The following is a 15,469-nucleotide window of genomic DNA, read 5'->3' on the forward strand; positions in this document are numbered from 1 at the left end:
TGCGCCGCGCGAAGTCCCGCGGTAACTTATTTCACGTTATGTCATGGATGGCGGGGCCGCGCTTTCCCTTGTGGCGCAACGCTTTGCGGGATTTCCGGCGGACCGTCCGCGTGCCCGTCCGACATGATTTCGAGCCTTGCGTCACACTAGCGGCTCTCATCCAATCCATTCGTCACACCAGACCGAACCGCCATGCCCACGTCCACTCCGATCAAGGTCGCCGTTCTCGACGACTACCAGAACGTCGCGCTTTCCATGGCCGACTGGTCGCCGCTCGACGGCCGCGCCGACATCACCGTGTTCAACGATCACATCGACGGGCGCGACGCGCTGCTCGAACGCCTGCGTCCCTTCGATGTCGTCTGCGCGATGCGCGAGCGCACGCCGTTTTCGCGCGACATCATCGGCAATCTGCCGAACCTGAAGCTGATCGCGTCGACGGGCGCGGCCAATGCGTCGATCGATCTCGATGCCGCCGCCGAACGCGGCGTGGAAGTGCGTCATACCGGCTATGCATCGACGCCGACGATCGAATTCACCTGGGCGCTGATTCTCTCGATGATGCGCAACATTCCCGCCGAAAACCGCTCGCTCAAGGAGGGCGGCTGGCAAACCGCGCTCGGCACCGAACTCGCGGGCAAGACGCTCGGCCTGCTCGGTCTGGGGCGCGTGGGCTCGGCGGTCGGCGTGATCGGCCGCGCGTTTCGCATGAACGTGATCGCATGGAGCCAGAACCTGACACGCGAGCGCGCGGAAGAAAAGGGCGTGCAACTCGTGGACAAGGACACGCTCTTCAAGACCTCCGACGTGCTTTCGATCCACGTGCGCCTGAGCGAGCGCACGCGTCATCTCGTCGGCGCGCACGAGCTCGCGCAGATGAAGCCGACGAGCCGTCTCGTGAACACATCGCGCGGGCCGATCGTCGATCACGCGGCGCTTGTCGATGCGCTGAAGTCGAACACGCTCGCGGGCGCGGCCCTCGATGTCTACGACGAAGAGCCGCTCGCCGCGAACGATGTACTGCGCGCGCTGCCGAACGTGCTCGCGACGCCGCATATCGGTTATGTGTCGGAGGAGCTGTATCGCACTTTTTATGGCGATACGGTGCGCAATATCGTCGAATGGCTCGACACGCGCAAGGCTTGATGTTGCGGTTATGACGCTTGCGATTCGCCGGGCGGCAGCAGCGCGAACAAGGTTTCGATGGCCACGCTCGCGCGGCGCTTGCCGTCCGTGCGGCCCACCGCGAGATCGATGACCGCGAGTCCGACGACGAGCGCATGCACCATCGACACATGCTCTTTCGTGACGGCGAGGCCCATTGCTTCGAGCATGCGCGTGATGCGCACCGCGACGCCTTCCGCAAGTTCGCGAAAGAGGCTGCGTATGGTCGGTTCTTCGTCGGCGGCTTGCGCGAGCGCCATCAACACGCGTGTGTTTTCGTGGCGTATCGCGACATGGGCGATGGATGCGGCCGTGACCTTGGGCGATGCTTCGCCCGCGAAGGCATCGACGGCGGCGAGCTGGCTGTCGATCGCGGTGCGCGCGACGGCTTCGATCAATGCGAGGCGCGTCGGAAAATAATAGGTGAGGTGACTCTGACGCACGCCCGCGCGCGCAGCGACGCGCGGTTGCGTGAAGCCCGCATAACCTTCTTCACGCAAGGTGGCGAGGGCGGCTTCGAGTATGGTTTGTCGGCGATCCTGCACGGGACGTGGTCGTTTGGTTGATGTACCAAACCTTAGCGCGCGCGATGCACGGCGTCAATCTCATTGGTCTCGTCGGGCTCATGAATTGCCGTACGAAGGCGGCTGCGGATTGTGCGCGGGGTTCGTGTCGAACTTGCGGATATCCGTGATCGCCTCGCTCGCGAGCAACTGCAGATCGGCTTCGAGCGCATCGGCCAGGGCTTTGTCATAGACTTCGTCGCCATTCACATAGAGCGTGAACGCTTCGAGATATCTCGCTTTTTTCGCGGGATTTTCGATGGTTTCGCGCGTCCATCGATAGAGCGGATAGTGCTCGATGCCATCGCGCTCTGCTTGGGCCACGTAATCGGCGAAGGCGTCGTACTGGCATTGCAATTGAGCATTGTGTCTGATGAGAAGCGCATTCAGGGGCGCGAGCTTCTCGCTCGCCGGATCTCTGCGCGCGAGTGCCGCATAGTCGGGCGCGAGCCTGATTCGAACTTGGTATTGCCAGGATTCGGTCATGATGTCCTTTCAGCATTGAAAGCGATAAAAACACTCGCGTGCGTTTCGGTCGATTCATGCACTACACTTCCTCTCGCATCGCGAAGCAAGCCGACCATCGATGTTCATCATTGCAGGCGACGAACAGAAGGAGGGTAACAGTGAGTCTTCGACACTCGATGTACTGCCCATGTTGCGACACGGCGCCGGCCGCCGCAAGCCGCCGCCGCTTTCTGGCGCTCGCGGGCCAGAGCGCCGCCGCGCTCGCGCTCTTCCCGCATCTCGCGTACGCCGACAACGACGTGCCGTCCATTTCATACGATTCCGTTCCCGATCCGGTGCGTCTGCCGCGCGACGTGTACTTCGGCGAATGTTCCGGCGTCGCGCTCAATTCGGCGGGACATATCTTCGTGCTCTCGCGCGGCAATACCACCGGCCCCGCTTATGGCGCGGCCGCCGCGCAACTCCTCGAATTCGACCGCAACGGACGCTTCGTGCGCGAGATCGGGCATAACCTGTATGCGTGGTCGTTCGCGCATACGGTCAAGGTGGATCGGCAGGATAACGTCTGGGTCACCGACAAGGGCTCGGACATGATCATCAAGTTCACGCCGGAAGGCCGCGTCGCGATGGTGTTCGGACGCAAGCAGGAAGCATCGGACGAAGAGACGGCGCCGCTCAAGCATCCGAATCCGCCGCTGCGTTCGGAGTCGGGCCGCTTTCGTCAGGTGACGGATGTCGCGTGGGATGCGCAGGGCAATACATACATCAGCGACGGCTATATCAACTCGCGCGTCGCAAAAGTGGACAAGGACGGCAACTGGCTCAAATCGTGGGGCGATCGCGGCAACGGGCCGGGGCAGTTTCATACGCCGCACAGCATTGCCGTCGATGCGAACAACCTGGTCTATGTCGCCGATCGCAGCAACCGGCGGATTCAGGTCTTCGACGGCGAAGGCAATTTTCAGCGTCAGTTCACGATCGACGTGCCGGTGCCGCCCGATGCGCGCCCGGCTATCGGCAACATGCCCGACGAAGCGGCGATCGCGGCGGGCACGTTCGCGCCGGGCTCGCCGTGGGCCATTTGCATTTCGCCGGGGCCGAATCAGGTGTTGTATTGCTCGGATGCGTTTCCGGGCCGCATTTACAAGTTATCGCTCGACGGCAAACTGCTCGGCGTGCTCGGGCGCTCGGGCAAGCAGTTGAAGCAGTTCGGCTGGATTCACGAGATGGCTTGTCCGGCGGAGAACACGTTGTTCGTGGCGGAGCTGCTCAACTGGCGCGTGCAGAAGCTCGTGCTGCATGCGTGAGTCGCATCGGCCGGTATCACTTGTGCGCAGCCTTGGTCCGCATCGACACGATCGGCCTGGGCTGCGCATCGCGTCGATCCTCGCGCCACGCGCGCAACGTGTCGAGCGCGACGGAATTGCGCACATAGCGGTGCCACACGAACGCGAGATCGAAGATGAGGATCGCGAGCCACCACGCGTAGAGAAAGAACGCGCCGCCGAGCACGACGGGCCATAGCGACGTGTCCCGCTCGTCCCATAGCCTCGCGCCGACGATCAGCGCCATCATCAGCGCGCCGAGCGCGACGAGCACGCGACGGCCCACACGCGGCTTGCGCGGCGCGAGCCATCCGCTTATCGCGCATACGAAGCCGGCGACGACGAAGACCACCTTGCCGGCGACAGGATCGACCGCATCGCGATGCAGCAGGGTCGCGAACGGGCTGGCAAGAAACGCCGCGACGTTGATCGGCAGCACGGACCAGAAGACCCATACGCCCGCGACGAATGCGAGCAGCGCCACGATGCGCCAGCGCAGCCATGCGCCCGTGCGCTGGCTGCCGCGCGCCTTGACGAGCCGCGGAAGGCGCGCGGCGACCGTCGTTCCCATCAGGAGGCAGGCGAGCGCGAACACCGAGCGCGTGAGATAGATGAACTCGGGCGCGCTGCTCGCCGTTCTTCCACTCGAGTCGGACGAAGCCGTGACTGCCTTGTAGATGAAGAACACCGCGAGAAGATGCAGCGCGAAGCTCAGCAGATAGGGAATCGCCGTGCTGACGATGCCGCGAAAACGCCTGTTTTGCGGGGCTTTTGCTGTGTTGCGATCGAGCACGACGTTCTCGATGAAATGGCCGAACACATCGGCATCGGTCCAGTAGTCCGTGTGTGCCTTGCCTGGCAGCCAATAGCGCGAGAAGCCGAAATCATGCGCCGGCTCGAATTCGAACGCACGGCAGCCGCGATGATCGAGATAGACGCGCGCCGTATCGAGCGCGAAGCCTACAGGATCGCCAAAGTCGTAATAGTTGCGCCACTTGATGCGCGAGGGCAGCGTGATCGGCCCGCCGGGACGCTCGACTTGCCTGACCGCATCGCCCTGCATTTCGCTTTTCAGCGCCATGCCTTCCCAGAGCTTCGGCCATAGCAGGATATGCTTGTCGATAGGCGAGCCGATGGTCATGAAGCCGCGCAGGCTTTGAACCCAGTCGGTGCTGATGATCTGCTTGGTGTCTTTCGGGTCCGTCACGGTCGACGCGGACAACGCCTGCAGAATGCCGAGAAAGCTGATCACGGTCCCTTCGCTGTGCGCGACGATATACACCTCGGGCGCGCACTGGCAACGCGCGGTGACGAGCGCGACGAGCCGCTCCATCACGCGATGAAAGCGAAACACGATCGTGTCGCGATGCTGCCGGAAATCCGCGACGAGCTGCACGTCGCCGACATAATCGCGCAGCACGGGCGCGAGATCGAACTTGAAGATGCCGGCTTTTTCCGCAACGGCGAGCAGGCTCTGCATGACCGCCACAGTCTCGACGATCTCCTCGACGACGCCCGACGCGAGCGAGAAATCGGCGGGCTCGAGCTTGCGCTCGTCGACATTGAGCATGTAGGCCGCTTGCGCGCGGCTCACGATCGACAGTCCCCACGCCTTGCTTTCCTCTAGCGTGTCGTCCTGCTTCACGACTTCGCGCGGAATGTCGGCCCAATACACTTCCGCGAAACCGAGCGCCGAGTAGAAGTCGCGCTGCTCGGCCGTGTAAGGGCCGCCCACGGGAAGATCGAGCTGGCGCACATCCACTTCGCCGACGCCCGCGATATCGAAATAGCCGAGCGGCATCACGGGCAGCGGTGGGTCATAGCGCGCGCCGAACTGGCTCGCCACCGAACGCACCGTGTCGCTGTGCAACTGATTGCCGATGCCATGTATCGCGACGACGATCTTCTGCACGCGCGGCGCGATCGGCACATCGGGCAGGGGTGTCGCCTGCGCGGCGGCGTGTGCGTGGTGCCGGTCTCGCGCGTCGAGGGATGATGCGTTCATGAGCGTCTCCCGATGGCGTTTCGTCAGCGCTTCTTCGTCTCGAACGTTGCCGCCGCGTGCTGTCCCGCGGCCTCGGCGGTGCGCGGCTGCTCGATGCAGATTAGTCCATTTTCAAGACTACGGAACGAAATTGTCTGCGGGATGCATGCGAGTCATGCGCCGTCCACCGTGCCGATGGCATTTTGCATGCATCATGCTGCACCCAAGGTGCGCGCGCGGTCGAATGCATGCAATCTCAGCCGCCGCGCGCGAGCCCGGTTTCCATCGCCACGCCGTTCCACAGGTGCATCGCCGCATAGGCGCGCCAGGGGCGCCAGCGCTCGGTGCGGGCGCGCTGCTGGGCGGGTTTCGCAAGCGACGGCTCGCGCCGGGCGATCGCCTGCATGAGCACGAGATCGGCGTCGGGCCATGCGTCGGGATCGCGCAGGGCGCGCATCGCGACATAGCCGACGGTCCACGGCCCGATACCCGGCATCGCGAGCATTTCGCGTTTCAAGAGATCGGGATCGGCGTGGGGATCGTCGAGCGGCAGCGCGCCCGTCGCGACCGCCTGTGCGAAGTGTTGCACGGTCTCGATGCGCTTCGTCGGCATGCCGATCTTGTCCAGATCGGCGGCGGCGAGCTCGGCGGGCGTGGGAAAGCGCCATGCCGTGCCTTCGTGCGGATGTCCCTCGATTCTTCGGCCGGCGCGCTGGACGATGCGGCTCATGATCGTCGACGCGCCTTTCACGCTCACCTGTTGCCCGACGATGGTCCGCACCACCAGCTCGAAGCCGGACCACGCGCCCGGCACGCGCAGACCGGGCGCGGCCTCGACGAGCGGCGCGAGCACCGGATCGGCCGCGAGGCAGCGGGCGATCTCGCGCGGGTCGGCGTGCAGGTCGAACATGCGGGCGAGCGGCGCGGCGAGCGAATCGGCGTGGCGCGCCACCGCGCCCTCGACCGTGGCCACCAGTCGATGCCTGCGTTCATGCGGCCTGACTTCGATGATGCCGTCATCGCCGCGCCATTCGATCGCGCGCCGGTACACGCCGTCCTCGACTGATTCGACACCCGCCGACGCACGCCCGCCGATGAATTTCAGCATGCGTGTCCAGTCGAAGGGCCGCTTGAAAGGCAGCTCCAGCGTGGCGGTCGTTGTGTCGAATGTCGAATGCATTTTGAATGCCGATTTGCGCGATGGTCGTTTGCATGCCGATGTTACCGCGGCACGCGTGCGCCATTGGCGATGCTCATTCTTCGCTAACTCTCGGTGACCACAATGCTTTTCACCGACAGCAACGATTCAGCCACATCAGGCAGCCAAAGGAGCCAACCATGAACGCCATCTCGATCAGCATCGTCGCCATCGTCCTCACCGCCGCACTCGCGGCCATCGCGCCGGTCACGCATTACACGCGGCACGAGATTGCCGTGCTGAGCGCGCATGCCGCGAGCACGCGCGCTCAGGTTCGACTCGGTGAGGGCAGCGGACTGACGGTTTGAGAGAAGGACTGTCTTCAGGGAGTGCGCGGGACCGTGCTACCCGCTATTGCTCATCCTGCGCGGTCTTGTTCGCCGCGCGCTTTTTCGCCGCTGCGGGCTTTACCGTCGACATCGTGCGTTCGGCGAGCACCGCATCGCGCTTCGACAGCAAATGCTTGCGCAGGATCTCGCCCATGCGCTTGCCATCGCGCGTCTCCAGCGCTTCGATCATCTCTTCGTGATCGTGAATCGCCCTATCCCACTTCGGCGTCTGGAAGTTCGAGCGAAAGCGCAGCGCCATCAGACGCCGGTTGATCGACACATAGGTCTGGCGCAAGGCCGTGTTGCGCGCCGCTTCGTTGATCTTGTCGTGAATCGCCTGATTGCGGCTGTAGTAGCCGGACAGGTCGTTCTGCGCGCGGCACGCGAGCATCGCGTAATGCAGCGCCTTGATCTCGGCGATCTCGAGCGGCGTGATGCGTTCGCATGCGAGCTCACCGGAAAACGCTTCGAGCCCGCTCATCAGTTCGAACATCTCGCGGATTTCGAACTCGCTCATCTGCGATACCGACGCGCCGCGGTTCGGCGAAATCTCGATCAGCCCCTCGGCGGCCAGCACCTTGAGCGCCTCGCGCAGCGGCGTGCGTGAAATGCCGAGCGTCTCGCACAGCTTGCGCTCGTTGAGCTTCACGCCGGGCGCGAGCAGACCCTCGACGATGAAGCCGCGCAAGTGATCGACGACGGTGTCGTGCAGGCGCAGCCGCTCGACTTTCGGTAGCGGCGACGAAACGTGCGTTTCTGGCAGATCGGGATTTTGCATTCAATACCTCGAATTCCTTTTGCGGCAATTTTAACCCGACGCAAGTGGAAAAAACCGCCAGCGGGTTATCCCTAGGCCGTTCGGCCTATGTATTCCTTTACGCGACCTGATCGCTGCGTTATTGTATTTTGCATGCAAAATTACATTTCAAAGGACGCGCACCCATGCTGAAGCTCGATTCCCATCCTGCTGGCCGTCACTTCCTGCAGATTCCCGGGCCGAGCCCGGTGCCCGATCGCATTCTTCGCGCGATGAGCTACCCGACGATCGATCATCGCGGTCCGGAGTTCGGCGCGCTGGGTCTGAAGGTGCTCGATGGCATCAGGAAAATCTTCAAGACGAACCAGCCGGTGGTGATCTATCCGGCATCGGGCACGGGCGCGTGGGAGGCGGCGCTGTGCAACACGCTGAGTCCCGGCGATGCCGTGCTGATGTACGAGACCGGCCACTTCGCGACGCTGTGGAAGAAGATGGCCGAGAACCTCGGTCTGAAGCCGGAGTTCCTGGGCTTGCCCGGCATCGAAGGATGGCGGCGCGGCGTGCAGGCCGACATGATCGAAAAGCGCCTGCGCGACGACACGCAGCACGCGATCAAGGCCGTCTGCGTCGTGCATAACGAAACGTCGACCGGCGTGACGTCGGATGTCGCCGCGGTGCGGCGCGCCATCGACGCCGCGAAGCATCCCGCTTTGCTGATGGTCGACACGATCTCGGGTCTTGCGTCCGCGGACTATCGCCACGACGAATGGGGCGTGGATGTGACCGTTTCCGGCTCGCAGAAGGGCCTGATGCTGCCGCCGGGGATCAGCTTCAACGCGGTGTCGGAGAAAGCGCGCGAGGCTTCGAAGCGCGCCACGCTGCCGCGCGCGTTCTGGGACTGGACCGACATCATCGAGATGAACAAGCAGGGCTACTGGCCCTACACGCCGAACACGAACCTGCTGTATGGCCTGTCCGAAGCGCTCGACATGATCCTCGGCGAAGGGCTCGACAACGTGTTCGCGCGTCATCAGCGGCTCGCGGCGGCGTGCCGCGCGGCGGTCAGCGCGTGGGGACTCGAGATCCAGTGTGCGGACCCGGCCGTGTATTCGCCGGTGCTCACGGGCGTGATGACGCCCGAAGGCGTCGATGCCGATGCGGTGCGCAAGCTCATCTACGAACATTTCGACATGTCGCTCGGCACGGGGCTCGGCAAGGTGAAGGGCCGCATGTTCCGCATCGGCCATCTGGGCGACTGCAACGATCTCACGCTGATGGCCGCGCTTTCCGGCTGCGAGATGGGCCTGAAGCTCGCGGGCATCGAACTCAAAGACAGTGGCGTGGCCGCGTCGATGGACTATCTGACGAGCCACGTCGCGAAGCCCGCGCTGAAGGCGGCCGCATGAGCGCCGCTTTCGACGCCGACGCGCTCGCGCGGCTGTTCGTCGAGGCACGCGCGCATCGCGCGAAGCTCGACGCGTTGCCGCACGGCGCGCGCCCGGCGAATGCCGACGAAGCCTACCTCGCGCAGGAAGCGACATTGCGTGCGCTGCGCGCGGACATCGGCGGATGGAAAGTCGGCGCGAAATCGGCCGATGGCCCGATTCAGGGCGCGCCGCTTCCCGCCGACGGCGTGCATGCCTCGGGCGCGCGTCTGTCGAGGGAGGCGTTCGGCAAGGCAGGGCTCGAACTCGAAGTGGCGTTCAGGCTCGGCAGGCGCTTCGAGCCGGGCAGTGGTCCGTATCGCGATGAAGAGGTGCTGGCCGCGATCGAGTCCGTGCATGCGGCGATCGAAGTGGTGGCAAGCCGCTTCGCCGCGTGGCCGGATGTCGAGAAGCCCTGGCAACTCGCCGACCTGCAGAACCACGGCGCGTTGATCGTAGGCGAGGGCGTGCCGTATGACGCGGCGTTTCCGTTCGTATCGCCCGCGATGACGTTCACGTTCGACGGCGCAGCGCTCTTTCAGGGCGACCCGGCCAACCCGGCGGGCGACCCGCGCCGGCTGCTCGCCTGGACGGTGAATCACAGCGTATCGCGCGGGCTTGCCGTCGAGCGCGGGACCGTGCTCACCGCGGGCACCTATACCGGCCTCGCATTTCCCGCCGCGCCCGGCACGGCGGTGGGCCGCATCGAGGGCTTGCCTGCCGTCGAATTGCATTTCGCATAACGCATTCATAAGGCCAGGACCGCACCTGATTCCGGCACTCACCGACAGCGACGATGCTCAATTCCCCCACCGACCCGCTCATCAAGCCGATCCATCTGATGCCGGCTTCCGCACGTGCGCGGCTCGCGTCCACGCCGACCCCGCTGCAGGCGCGCCTGCAACGCGAGCTGAAGGGCGATGTGCTGTTCGATCGCGCATCGCGCGGGCGCTACGCCACCGATGCGTCGATCTATCAGATCATGCCGCTCGGCGTCGTCGTGCCGAAGGATCAGGACGACTTGCGCCTCGCATTGCAGATCGCGCGCGACACGCACGCGAGCGTGCTTGCGCGCGGCGCGGGCACGAGCCAATGCGGTCAGACGATGGGCGAGGCGCTCGTCATCGACACGACGAAGTGGCTCAACAACATCGTTCACTTCGACAAGGACGCGCGCACCGTCACGGTCGAGCCGGGCGTCGTGCTCGATCATCTGAACGCGTGGCTCAAGCCGCATGGCCTGTGGTTTCCGGTGGATGTCTCGACGGGCGCGCAGTGCACGATCGGCGGGATGGCGGGAAACAACTCGTGCGGCTCGCGCTCGATGGAATACGGGATCATGGTGCATAACGTCGATGCGATCGACGCGATCCTCGCCGATGGCCATGAAGCGCGTTTCGGCAGGCTCTCGTCGATGATGGGCGATCTACGCACGCGCGATCTCGTCTCCGGCGTGCGCAGCATCGCTATGCGCGAACAGCAGGAGATGCGCGAACGCATTCCGAAGGTGCTGCGCCGTGTGGCCGGCTACAACCTCGATCTCTTCGATTGCCAGAGCCCGCTGCCCTTCAGCGCTGACGGCGAACCGAATCTCGCGAACCTGCTCGTCGGATCGGAAGGCACGCTCGCATTCAGCCGTCAGCTGACAGTGAAGCTCGCGCCGTTGCCCGAGCACAAGACGCTCGGCGTGGTGAACTTCCCGAGCTTCTACGATGCGATGGACATGACGCAGCACATCGTGAAGCTCGGGCCGGTCGCGGTGGAACTGGTCGATCGGACCATGATCGAACTCGCGATGTCCAACCCGGCGTTCCGGCCCGTGATCGAAAAGGCTCTCGTCGGCCGGCCGGAAGCGGTGTTGCTCGTGGAGTTCGCGGGCGCGGATCGCGACACGCAAGTCGCGAAGCTCGCGCAACTCGTCGAGTTGATGAGCGATCTCGGCTTGCCGGGCTCGGTCGTGCAGATGCCCGATGCCGGTCCGCAAAAGGCGCTGTGGGAAGTGCGCAAGGCGGGCCTGAACATCATGATGAGCATGAAGGGCGACGGCAAGCCGGTGTCCTTCATCGAAGATTGCGCGGTGCCGCTCGAACATCTCGCCGAGTACACGAGCCGTCTCACGGAAGTCTTCAGAAAGCACGGCACCGAAGGGACGTGGTACGCGCATGCGAGCGTCGGCACGCTGCACGTGCGGCCGATTCTCGACATGCGACGCGATGGCGCCGTGAAGATGCGCGCGATTGCGGAAGAAGCCGCGGCGATGGTGCGCGAATACAAGGGCGCGTTTTCGGGCGAGCACGGCGATGGTCTGTGCCGCGGCGAATGGGTCGCATGGCAATACGGCCCGCGCATCAACGAAGCGTTTCGCGATATCAAGCAGCTCTTCGACCCCGAGAATCGCATGAGCCCGGATCGCATCGTCGCGCCGCCGAAAATGGACGATGCGAGCCACTTCCGCTTTCCGCCTTCGTACCGCGAGCGCGCGATGACGCCGCATCTCGACTGGTCCGCATGGAACGTGACGCGCGACCCGATGACGGGCCAAGAGGGCGCGCCGGGTTCGGGCGGCGATCTCTCGGGCGGCCTCGCGAAAGCGGTCGAGATGTGCAACAACAACGGGCATTGCCGCAAGTTCGATGCAGGCACGATGTGCCCGAGCTATCGCATCACGAAGGACGAGCAGCATCTCACGCGTGGCCGCGCGAATACGCTGCGGCTCGCCTTGTCGGGACAGTTGGGCGACGACGGGCTCGCAAGTCAGGACGTGAAGGACGTGCTCGACCTGTGCGTATCGTGCAAGGGCTGCAAGCGTGATTGCCCGACGGGCGTCGATATGGCGCGCGTCAAGATCGAGGCGCGCGCCGCGTGGACCGAGCGTCATGGTCTGCGCCTGCGCGAGCGGCTGATCGCGTTTCTGCCGCGCTATGCGCCGTATGCGAGCCGCATGCCGGCGGTATCGAATGCATTCGAAGCGAACATGCCGGGCGTTGCGCGCTGGCTCAAGACAAGGCTCGGTCTCGCGCCGCAACGGGCGTTTCCGCGCTTTGCGAGGCCGTTTCTCGCGGGCGAGAAAAGCAAACAAGTTGCATCCGCAACCAATGAGGTCCTGCTCTTCGTCGATACATTCAACAACTACATGGAGCCGGACAACGCGCGCGCCGCGAAGCGTGTGCTCGAAGCCGCCGGTTACACGGTGAATCTCAACGTGAAGGCGGGCGAGCGGCCGCTGTGCTGCGGGCGCACGTTCCTCTCGGCGGGTCTCGTCGATGAAGCGAAGGCAGAAGCGCGTCGCGCGCTCGATGCGCTGATGCCCTATGTCGAGCGTGGCGTGGCGATCGTCGGGCTGGAACCGTCGTGCCTGCTTTCGTTGCGCGATGAATTTCTCGGCTACGGCTATGGCGATGCCGCGCGCAAGCTTTCGCAAGCGTCGTTTCTGTTCGAGGAGTTTCTCATGCGCGAAGAGGCGGCAGGCCGATTGCAATTGAAGCTGAAAGCACTGGATAAACCGAAGGCCTTGCTGCACGGGCATTGCCATCAGAAAGCATTCGACGCCGTGCGTCCCATCGAGAAAGTGCTCGGCTGGATTCCGGGTCTCGATGTGAAGACGATCGAATCGTCGTGCTGCGGCATGGCGGGCAGCTTCGGCTATGAGGCAGAGCATTACGACGCATCGCAGGCAATGGCCGAGATGTCGCTGTTGCCTTCGGTGCGCGCGGCGCCCGATGCGTTGATCGTCGCGGACGGCACGAGTTGCCGTCATCAGATCGCGGATGGCGCGCAAAGAGAAGCGTTGCACGTCGCGCGCGTGCTGGCGATGGCGCTCGATATGAAGCATTGAAGACAGCGAGACGAGAGATTCATTCACCGATGCAAAACAGCGGACCTAGACGAGCCGCGACCAGGAGACGAGCCATGACATCACCGCGCAAACCACGCATCCGCAAGCTGCGCCGCCGCACGCAATAAGCAGCCGCAATCGAGCCGCAACCTTCATCCGACGTACCCAAGCGAAGTTCCGCATGCCGTGATATCCGGCGCCTCCCGACATCCGAAGGCGCCGGGCCCACGCACGCGGTTACACAAGGAGACGATGATGTTCCGTCGAGCCACGACGCGCGTCCTGCTGCTGCTATGCGCGATGTATTTCATCACCTATATCGACCGGGTCAATGTCAGTACCGCGGCGAGCCAGTTCGGCGCGGAGCTGGGTCTTTCGCATACGCAAATCGGTTTCGTGTTTTCCGCATTCGCGTATCCGTATCTCGTGTTCCAGATCATCGGCGGCTGGGTGGGCGACCGCTTCGGGCCGCGCCGCACGCTCACGCTGTGCGCGATCATCTGGGCGGGCGCCACCGTGCTGACGGGTCTCGCGGGCGGCTTTGCCTCGCTGATCGTGGCGCGCGTGCTGCTCGGACTCGGCGAAGGCGCGACCTTCCCGACCGCGACGCGCGCGATGTCCAACTGGATGCCCGCCGATCAGCGCGGCTTTGCACAAGGCATTACGCATGCCGCATCACGCATCGGCAATGCGGTGGCGCCGCCGCTCATCGTCTGGCTGATGGTCGCGACGAGCTGGCGCGGCGCGTTCGTCATCACCGGGATCATCAGTTTCCTGTGGGCGATCGCATGGGTCTTCTACTTCCGCGATAACCCGCGCGATCATCCGCGCATCACGGACTCCGAGTGCGCGACGCTCGCGACCTACTCGGGCGTGAAGCAACGCACGCCGGTGCCGTGGCGCACGCTGCTCGGCCGCATGGCGCCCGTCACGGCCGTGTACTTCTGCTATGGCTGGGTGCTGTGGCTCTTCCTCGGCTGGATTCCGCAATACTTCCTGCACAGCTATCACATGCAGCTCGGCAAGTCGGCGCTGTTCGCTTCGGGCGTGTTCTTCGCTGGCGTGCTCGGCGACTGGCTCGGCGGTTCCATCACCGACCGCATCCTGAGAAAGAGCGGCAACGTCCGCCTCGCCCGCAACGTGATGGTCGGCGTGTGCATGCTGCTGACGCTGCTGTCGCTCGCGCCGATCATGCTGATCTCCAACATCTCGATCACGCTCGCGGCGGTATGCCTGTCGGCGGGCTTCTTCTTCAACGAAATGACGATCGGACCGATGTGGTCCGTGCCGATGGACATCGCCCCGAAGCATGCGGGCACCGCTTCCGGCATCATGAATTCCGGCTCGGCGCTCGCGGCGATCATCAGCCCGGTGGTGGGCGGCTGGCTCATCGACCGCACCGGCAACTGGAACCTGCCGTTCACGGTGTCGATGATCCTGATGGCCGTGGGCATCATCCTGTCGTTCACGATGCGCCCCGACCGCTCGCTCGAAGTCGAGGAGCAAAAGCAGGACGCGGCGGAAGCGCGCGAGTTCGTGTGACCGGGCGGACTCGCCGTTGAATTTCCGGTTCAATGCATTTTGCATGCATTGAACCGGATCGAATAACGCATGCAGCATTCAATTCAAGGAGGCGATGTGGCGGAACCATCCATCCTGATCGAGCGCGACGGCGATATCGCGACAGTCGTCATCGACCGGCCCGACAAGCTCAACGCGATGACCAAGCACTTGTGGCGCTCGCTCGGAGAGACCATCGAGACGCTGTCCGGCGACGATACGCTGCGCTGCATCGTGCTGCGCGGCGCGGGCGAGAAAGCCTTCTCGCCGGGCAACGACATCGCGGAATTCCGCACGGACCGCTCGAACGTCGAGCAGGCGAGGGCGTACGGCGCCATCATGCATCGCACTTTGCATGCATTGCGCGCGTGCCGGCATCCGATCGTGGCGATGATTCACGGCATCTGCGTCGGCGGCGGTCTCGAAATCGCGGCGATGTGCGATCTGCGCATCTGCGGCGAATCGAGCCGCTTCGGCGTGCCCATCAAGAATCTCGGCCTCGTGATGGCGCATGCCGAAATGGAAGGGCTCGTGCGTCTGGCCGGGCCTGCCGTCGCGCTCGAGATTCTTCTCGAAGGCCGCGTGTTCGATGCGAAGGAAGCGCTTGCGAAAGGGCTCGTCACACGCGTCTTCGCGGATGCGGAAGTCACTTCGCATGCGTATGAGACCGCGCGGCGCATCGCGGACGGCGCGCCGCTCGTCGCGCGCTGGCACAAGCAGTTCGTGCGCCGCGTAATGGACTCCGCGCCGCTCACGGACGAAGAGCGCGACGAAGGCTTCGCCTGCTTCGGCACGGAGGATTTCCGCACCGGCTATCAGGCCTTTCTCGACAAGATCAAACCGCAATTCAAGGGACGTTGAC

At 64.1% G+C, this 15,469-nt stretch carries 13 protein-coding genes; 8 read left to right on the top strand and 5 right to left on the bottom strand.

The features are described from left to right. Positions 1–192 precede the first annotated feature (192 nt). The gene (locus AWB78_RS12730; protein ID WP_062604944.1) at positions 193–1,146 is read left to right on the top strand and encodes a D-2-hydroxyacid dehydrogenase family protein; all 954 of its coding nucleotides are present in this window, start codon (positions 193–195) and stop codon (positions 1,144–1,146) included. Positions 1,147–1,154: 8 nt separating this feature from the next. Here the strand turns inward: AWB78_RS12730 and AWB78_RS12735 are convergent, their stop codons facing one another. Both AWB78_RS12735 and AWB78_RS12740 read right to left on the bottom strand, forming a co-directional pair. Continuing rightward, positions 1,155–1,709, bottom strand: a complete 555-nt coding sequence (locus AWB78_RS12735) for a TetR/AcrR family transcriptional regulator (protein ID WP_062604945.1) — start codon at positions 1,707–1,709, stop codon at positions 1,155–1,157. A 78-nt stretch (positions 1,710–1,787) separates the two neighbouring features. After that, a complete protein-coding gene (locus AWB78_RS12740) occupies positions 1,788–2,213 on the bottom strand; it encodes a hypothetical protein (RefSeq protein WP_062604946.1) in 426 nt (141 codons plus the stop codon). A gap of 158 nt (positions 2,214–2,371) precedes the next feature. On the opposite strand from AWB78_RS12740, the gene AWB78_RS12745 reads away from it, so the two are divergent. Next, entirely contained in the window at positions 2,372–3,502 is a 1,131-nt protein-coding gene (locus tag AWB78_RS12745; RefSeq protein ID WP_374729464.1) for a peptidyl-alpha-hydroxyglycine alpha-amidating lyase family protein, read from the top strand. 16 nt (positions 3,503–3,518) lie between these two features. Here the strand turns inward: AWB78_RS12745 and AWB78_RS12750 are convergent, their stop codons facing one another. Next, a complete protein-coding gene (locus AWB78_RS12750; RefSeq protein ID WP_062604948.1) occupies positions 3,519–5,525 on the bottom strand; it encodes an MFS transporter in 2,007 nt (668 codons plus the stop codon). A 235-nt stretch (positions 5,526–5,760) separates the two neighbouring features. After that, complete coding sequence (locus AWB78_RS12755) at positions 5,761–6,684, bottom strand: DNA-3-methyladenine glycosylase family protein (protein WP_062604949.1); 924 nt, start codon at positions 6,682–6,684, stop codon at positions 5,761–5,763. A 158-nt stretch (positions 6,685–6,842) separates the two neighbouring features. On the opposite strand from AWB78_RS12755, the gene AWB78_RS43425 reads away from it, so the two are divergent. Continuing rightward, the gene (locus AWB78_RS43425) at positions 6,843–7,010 is read left to right on the top strand and encodes a hypothetical protein (RefSeq protein WP_232477684.1); all 168 of its coding nucleotides are present in this window, start codon (positions 6,843–6,845) and stop codon (positions 7,008–7,010) included. A gap of 43 nt (positions 7,011–7,053) precedes the next feature. Here AWB78_RS43425 and AWB78_RS12760 read toward each other — a convergent pair whose 3' ends face one another. After that, positions 7,054–7,809, bottom strand: a complete 756-nt coding sequence (locus AWB78_RS12760) for a GntR family transcriptional regulator (RefSeq protein WP_062604950.1) — start codon at positions 7,807–7,809, stop codon at positions 7,054–7,056. A gap of 164 nt (positions 7,810–7,973) precedes the next feature. On the opposite strand from AWB78_RS12760, the gene AWB78_RS12765 reads away from it, so the two are divergent. The 5 genes from AWB78_RS12765 (at position 7,974) to AWB78_RS12785 (ending at position 15,468) form a co-directional block, all read left to right on the top strand. Continuing rightward, a complete protein-coding gene (locus AWB78_RS12765) occupies positions 7,974–9,194 on the top strand; it encodes a pyridoxal-phosphate-dependent aminotransferase family protein (protein WP_062604951.1) in 1,221 nt (406 codons plus the stop codon). Beyond that, positions 9,191–9,955 carry a 2-keto-4-pentenoate hydratase gene (locus AWB78_RS12770; protein ID WP_062604952.1) on the top strand — a complete coding sequence of 255 codons (765 nt, stop codon included), beginning with the start codon at positions 9,191–9,193 and terminating at the stop codon, positions 9,953–9,955. Before AWB78_RS12765 ends, AWB78_RS12770 begins: the two co-directional genes overlap by 4 nt. Before the next feature lie 53 nt (positions 9,956–10,008). Then, the gene (locus AWB78_RS12775; protein WP_062604953.1) at positions 10,009–13,047 is read left to right on the top strand and encodes an FAD-binding and (Fe-S)-binding domain-containing protein; all 3,039 of its coding nucleotides are present in this window, start codon (positions 10,009–10,011) and stop codon (positions 13,045–13,047) included. Between the two features lie 252 nt (positions 13,048–13,299). Beyond that, positions 13,300–14,589, top strand: coding sequence for an MFS transporter (locus tag AWB78_RS12780; protein WP_062604954.1), 1,290 nt, complete (start codon positions 13,300–13,302; stop codon positions 14,587–14,589). A gap of 69 nt (positions 14,590–14,658) precedes the next feature. Further along, a complete protein-coding gene (locus AWB78_RS12785) occupies positions 14,659–15,468 on the top strand; it encodes an enoyl-CoA hydratase/isomerase family protein (protein WP_198399259.1) in 810 nt (269 codons plus the stop codon). Position 15,469 lies beyond the last annotated feature (1 nt).

Origin of the sequence: Caballeronia calidae (genome assembly GCF_900044055.2) — a bacterium.
Classification (GTDB): domain Bacteria; phylum Pseudomonadota; class Gammaproteobacteria; order Burkholderiales; family Burkholderiaceae; genus Caballeronia; species Caballeronia calidae.

Excerpts from the sequence above, each read along its gene's own strand:
- AWB78_RS12780 (WP_062604954.1), top strand. The coding sequence starts at position 13,300 with ATGATGTTCCGTCGAGCCACGACGCGCGTCCTGCTGCTGCTATGCGCG.
- AWB78_RS12770 (WP_062604952.1), top strand. The coding sequence starts at position 9,191 with ATGAGCGCCGCTTTCGACGCCGACGCGCTCGCGCGGCTGTTCGTCGAG.
- AWB78_RS12785 (WP_198399259.1), top strand. The coding sequence starts at position 14,659 with ATGCAGCATTCAATTCAAGGAGGCGATGTGGCGGAACCATCCATCCTG.
- AWB78_RS12750 (WP_062604948.1), bottom strand. The coding sequence starts at position 5,525 with ATGAACGCATCATCCCTCGACGCGCGAGACCGGCACCACGCACACGCC.
- AWB78_RS12730 (WP_062604944.1), top strand. The coding sequence starts at position 193 with ATGCCCACGTCCACTCCGATCAAGGTCGCCGTTCTCGACGACTACCAG.
- AWB78_RS12775 (WP_062604953.1), top strand. The coding sequence starts at position 10,009 with ATGCTCAATTCCCCCACCGACCCGCTCATCAAGCCGATCCATCTGATG.
- AWB78_RS12760 (WP_062604950.1), bottom strand. The coding sequence starts at position 7,809 with ATGCAAAATCCCGATCTGCCAGAAACGCACGTTTCGTCGCCGCTACCG.
- AWB78_RS12745 (WP_374729464.1), top strand. The coding sequence starts at position 2,372 with ATGTACTGCCCATGTTGCGACACGGCGCCGGCCGCCGCAAGCCGCCGC.
- AWB78_RS12765 (WP_062604951.1), top strand. The coding sequence starts at position 7,974 with ATGCTGAAGCTCGATTCCCATCCTGCTGGCCGTCACTTCCTGCAGATT.
- AWB78_RS43425 (WP_232477684.1), top strand. The coding sequence starts at position 6,843 with ATGAACGCCATCTCGATCAGCATCGTCGCCATCGTCCTCACCGCCGCA.
- AWB78_RS12740 (WP_062604946.1), bottom strand. The coding sequence starts at position 2,213 with ATGACCGAATCCTGGCAATACCAAGTTCGAATCAGGCTCGCGCCCGAC.
- AWB78_RS12755 (WP_062604949.1), bottom strand. The coding sequence starts at position 6,684 with ATGCATTCGACATTCGACACAACGACCGCCACGCTGGAGCTGCCTTTC.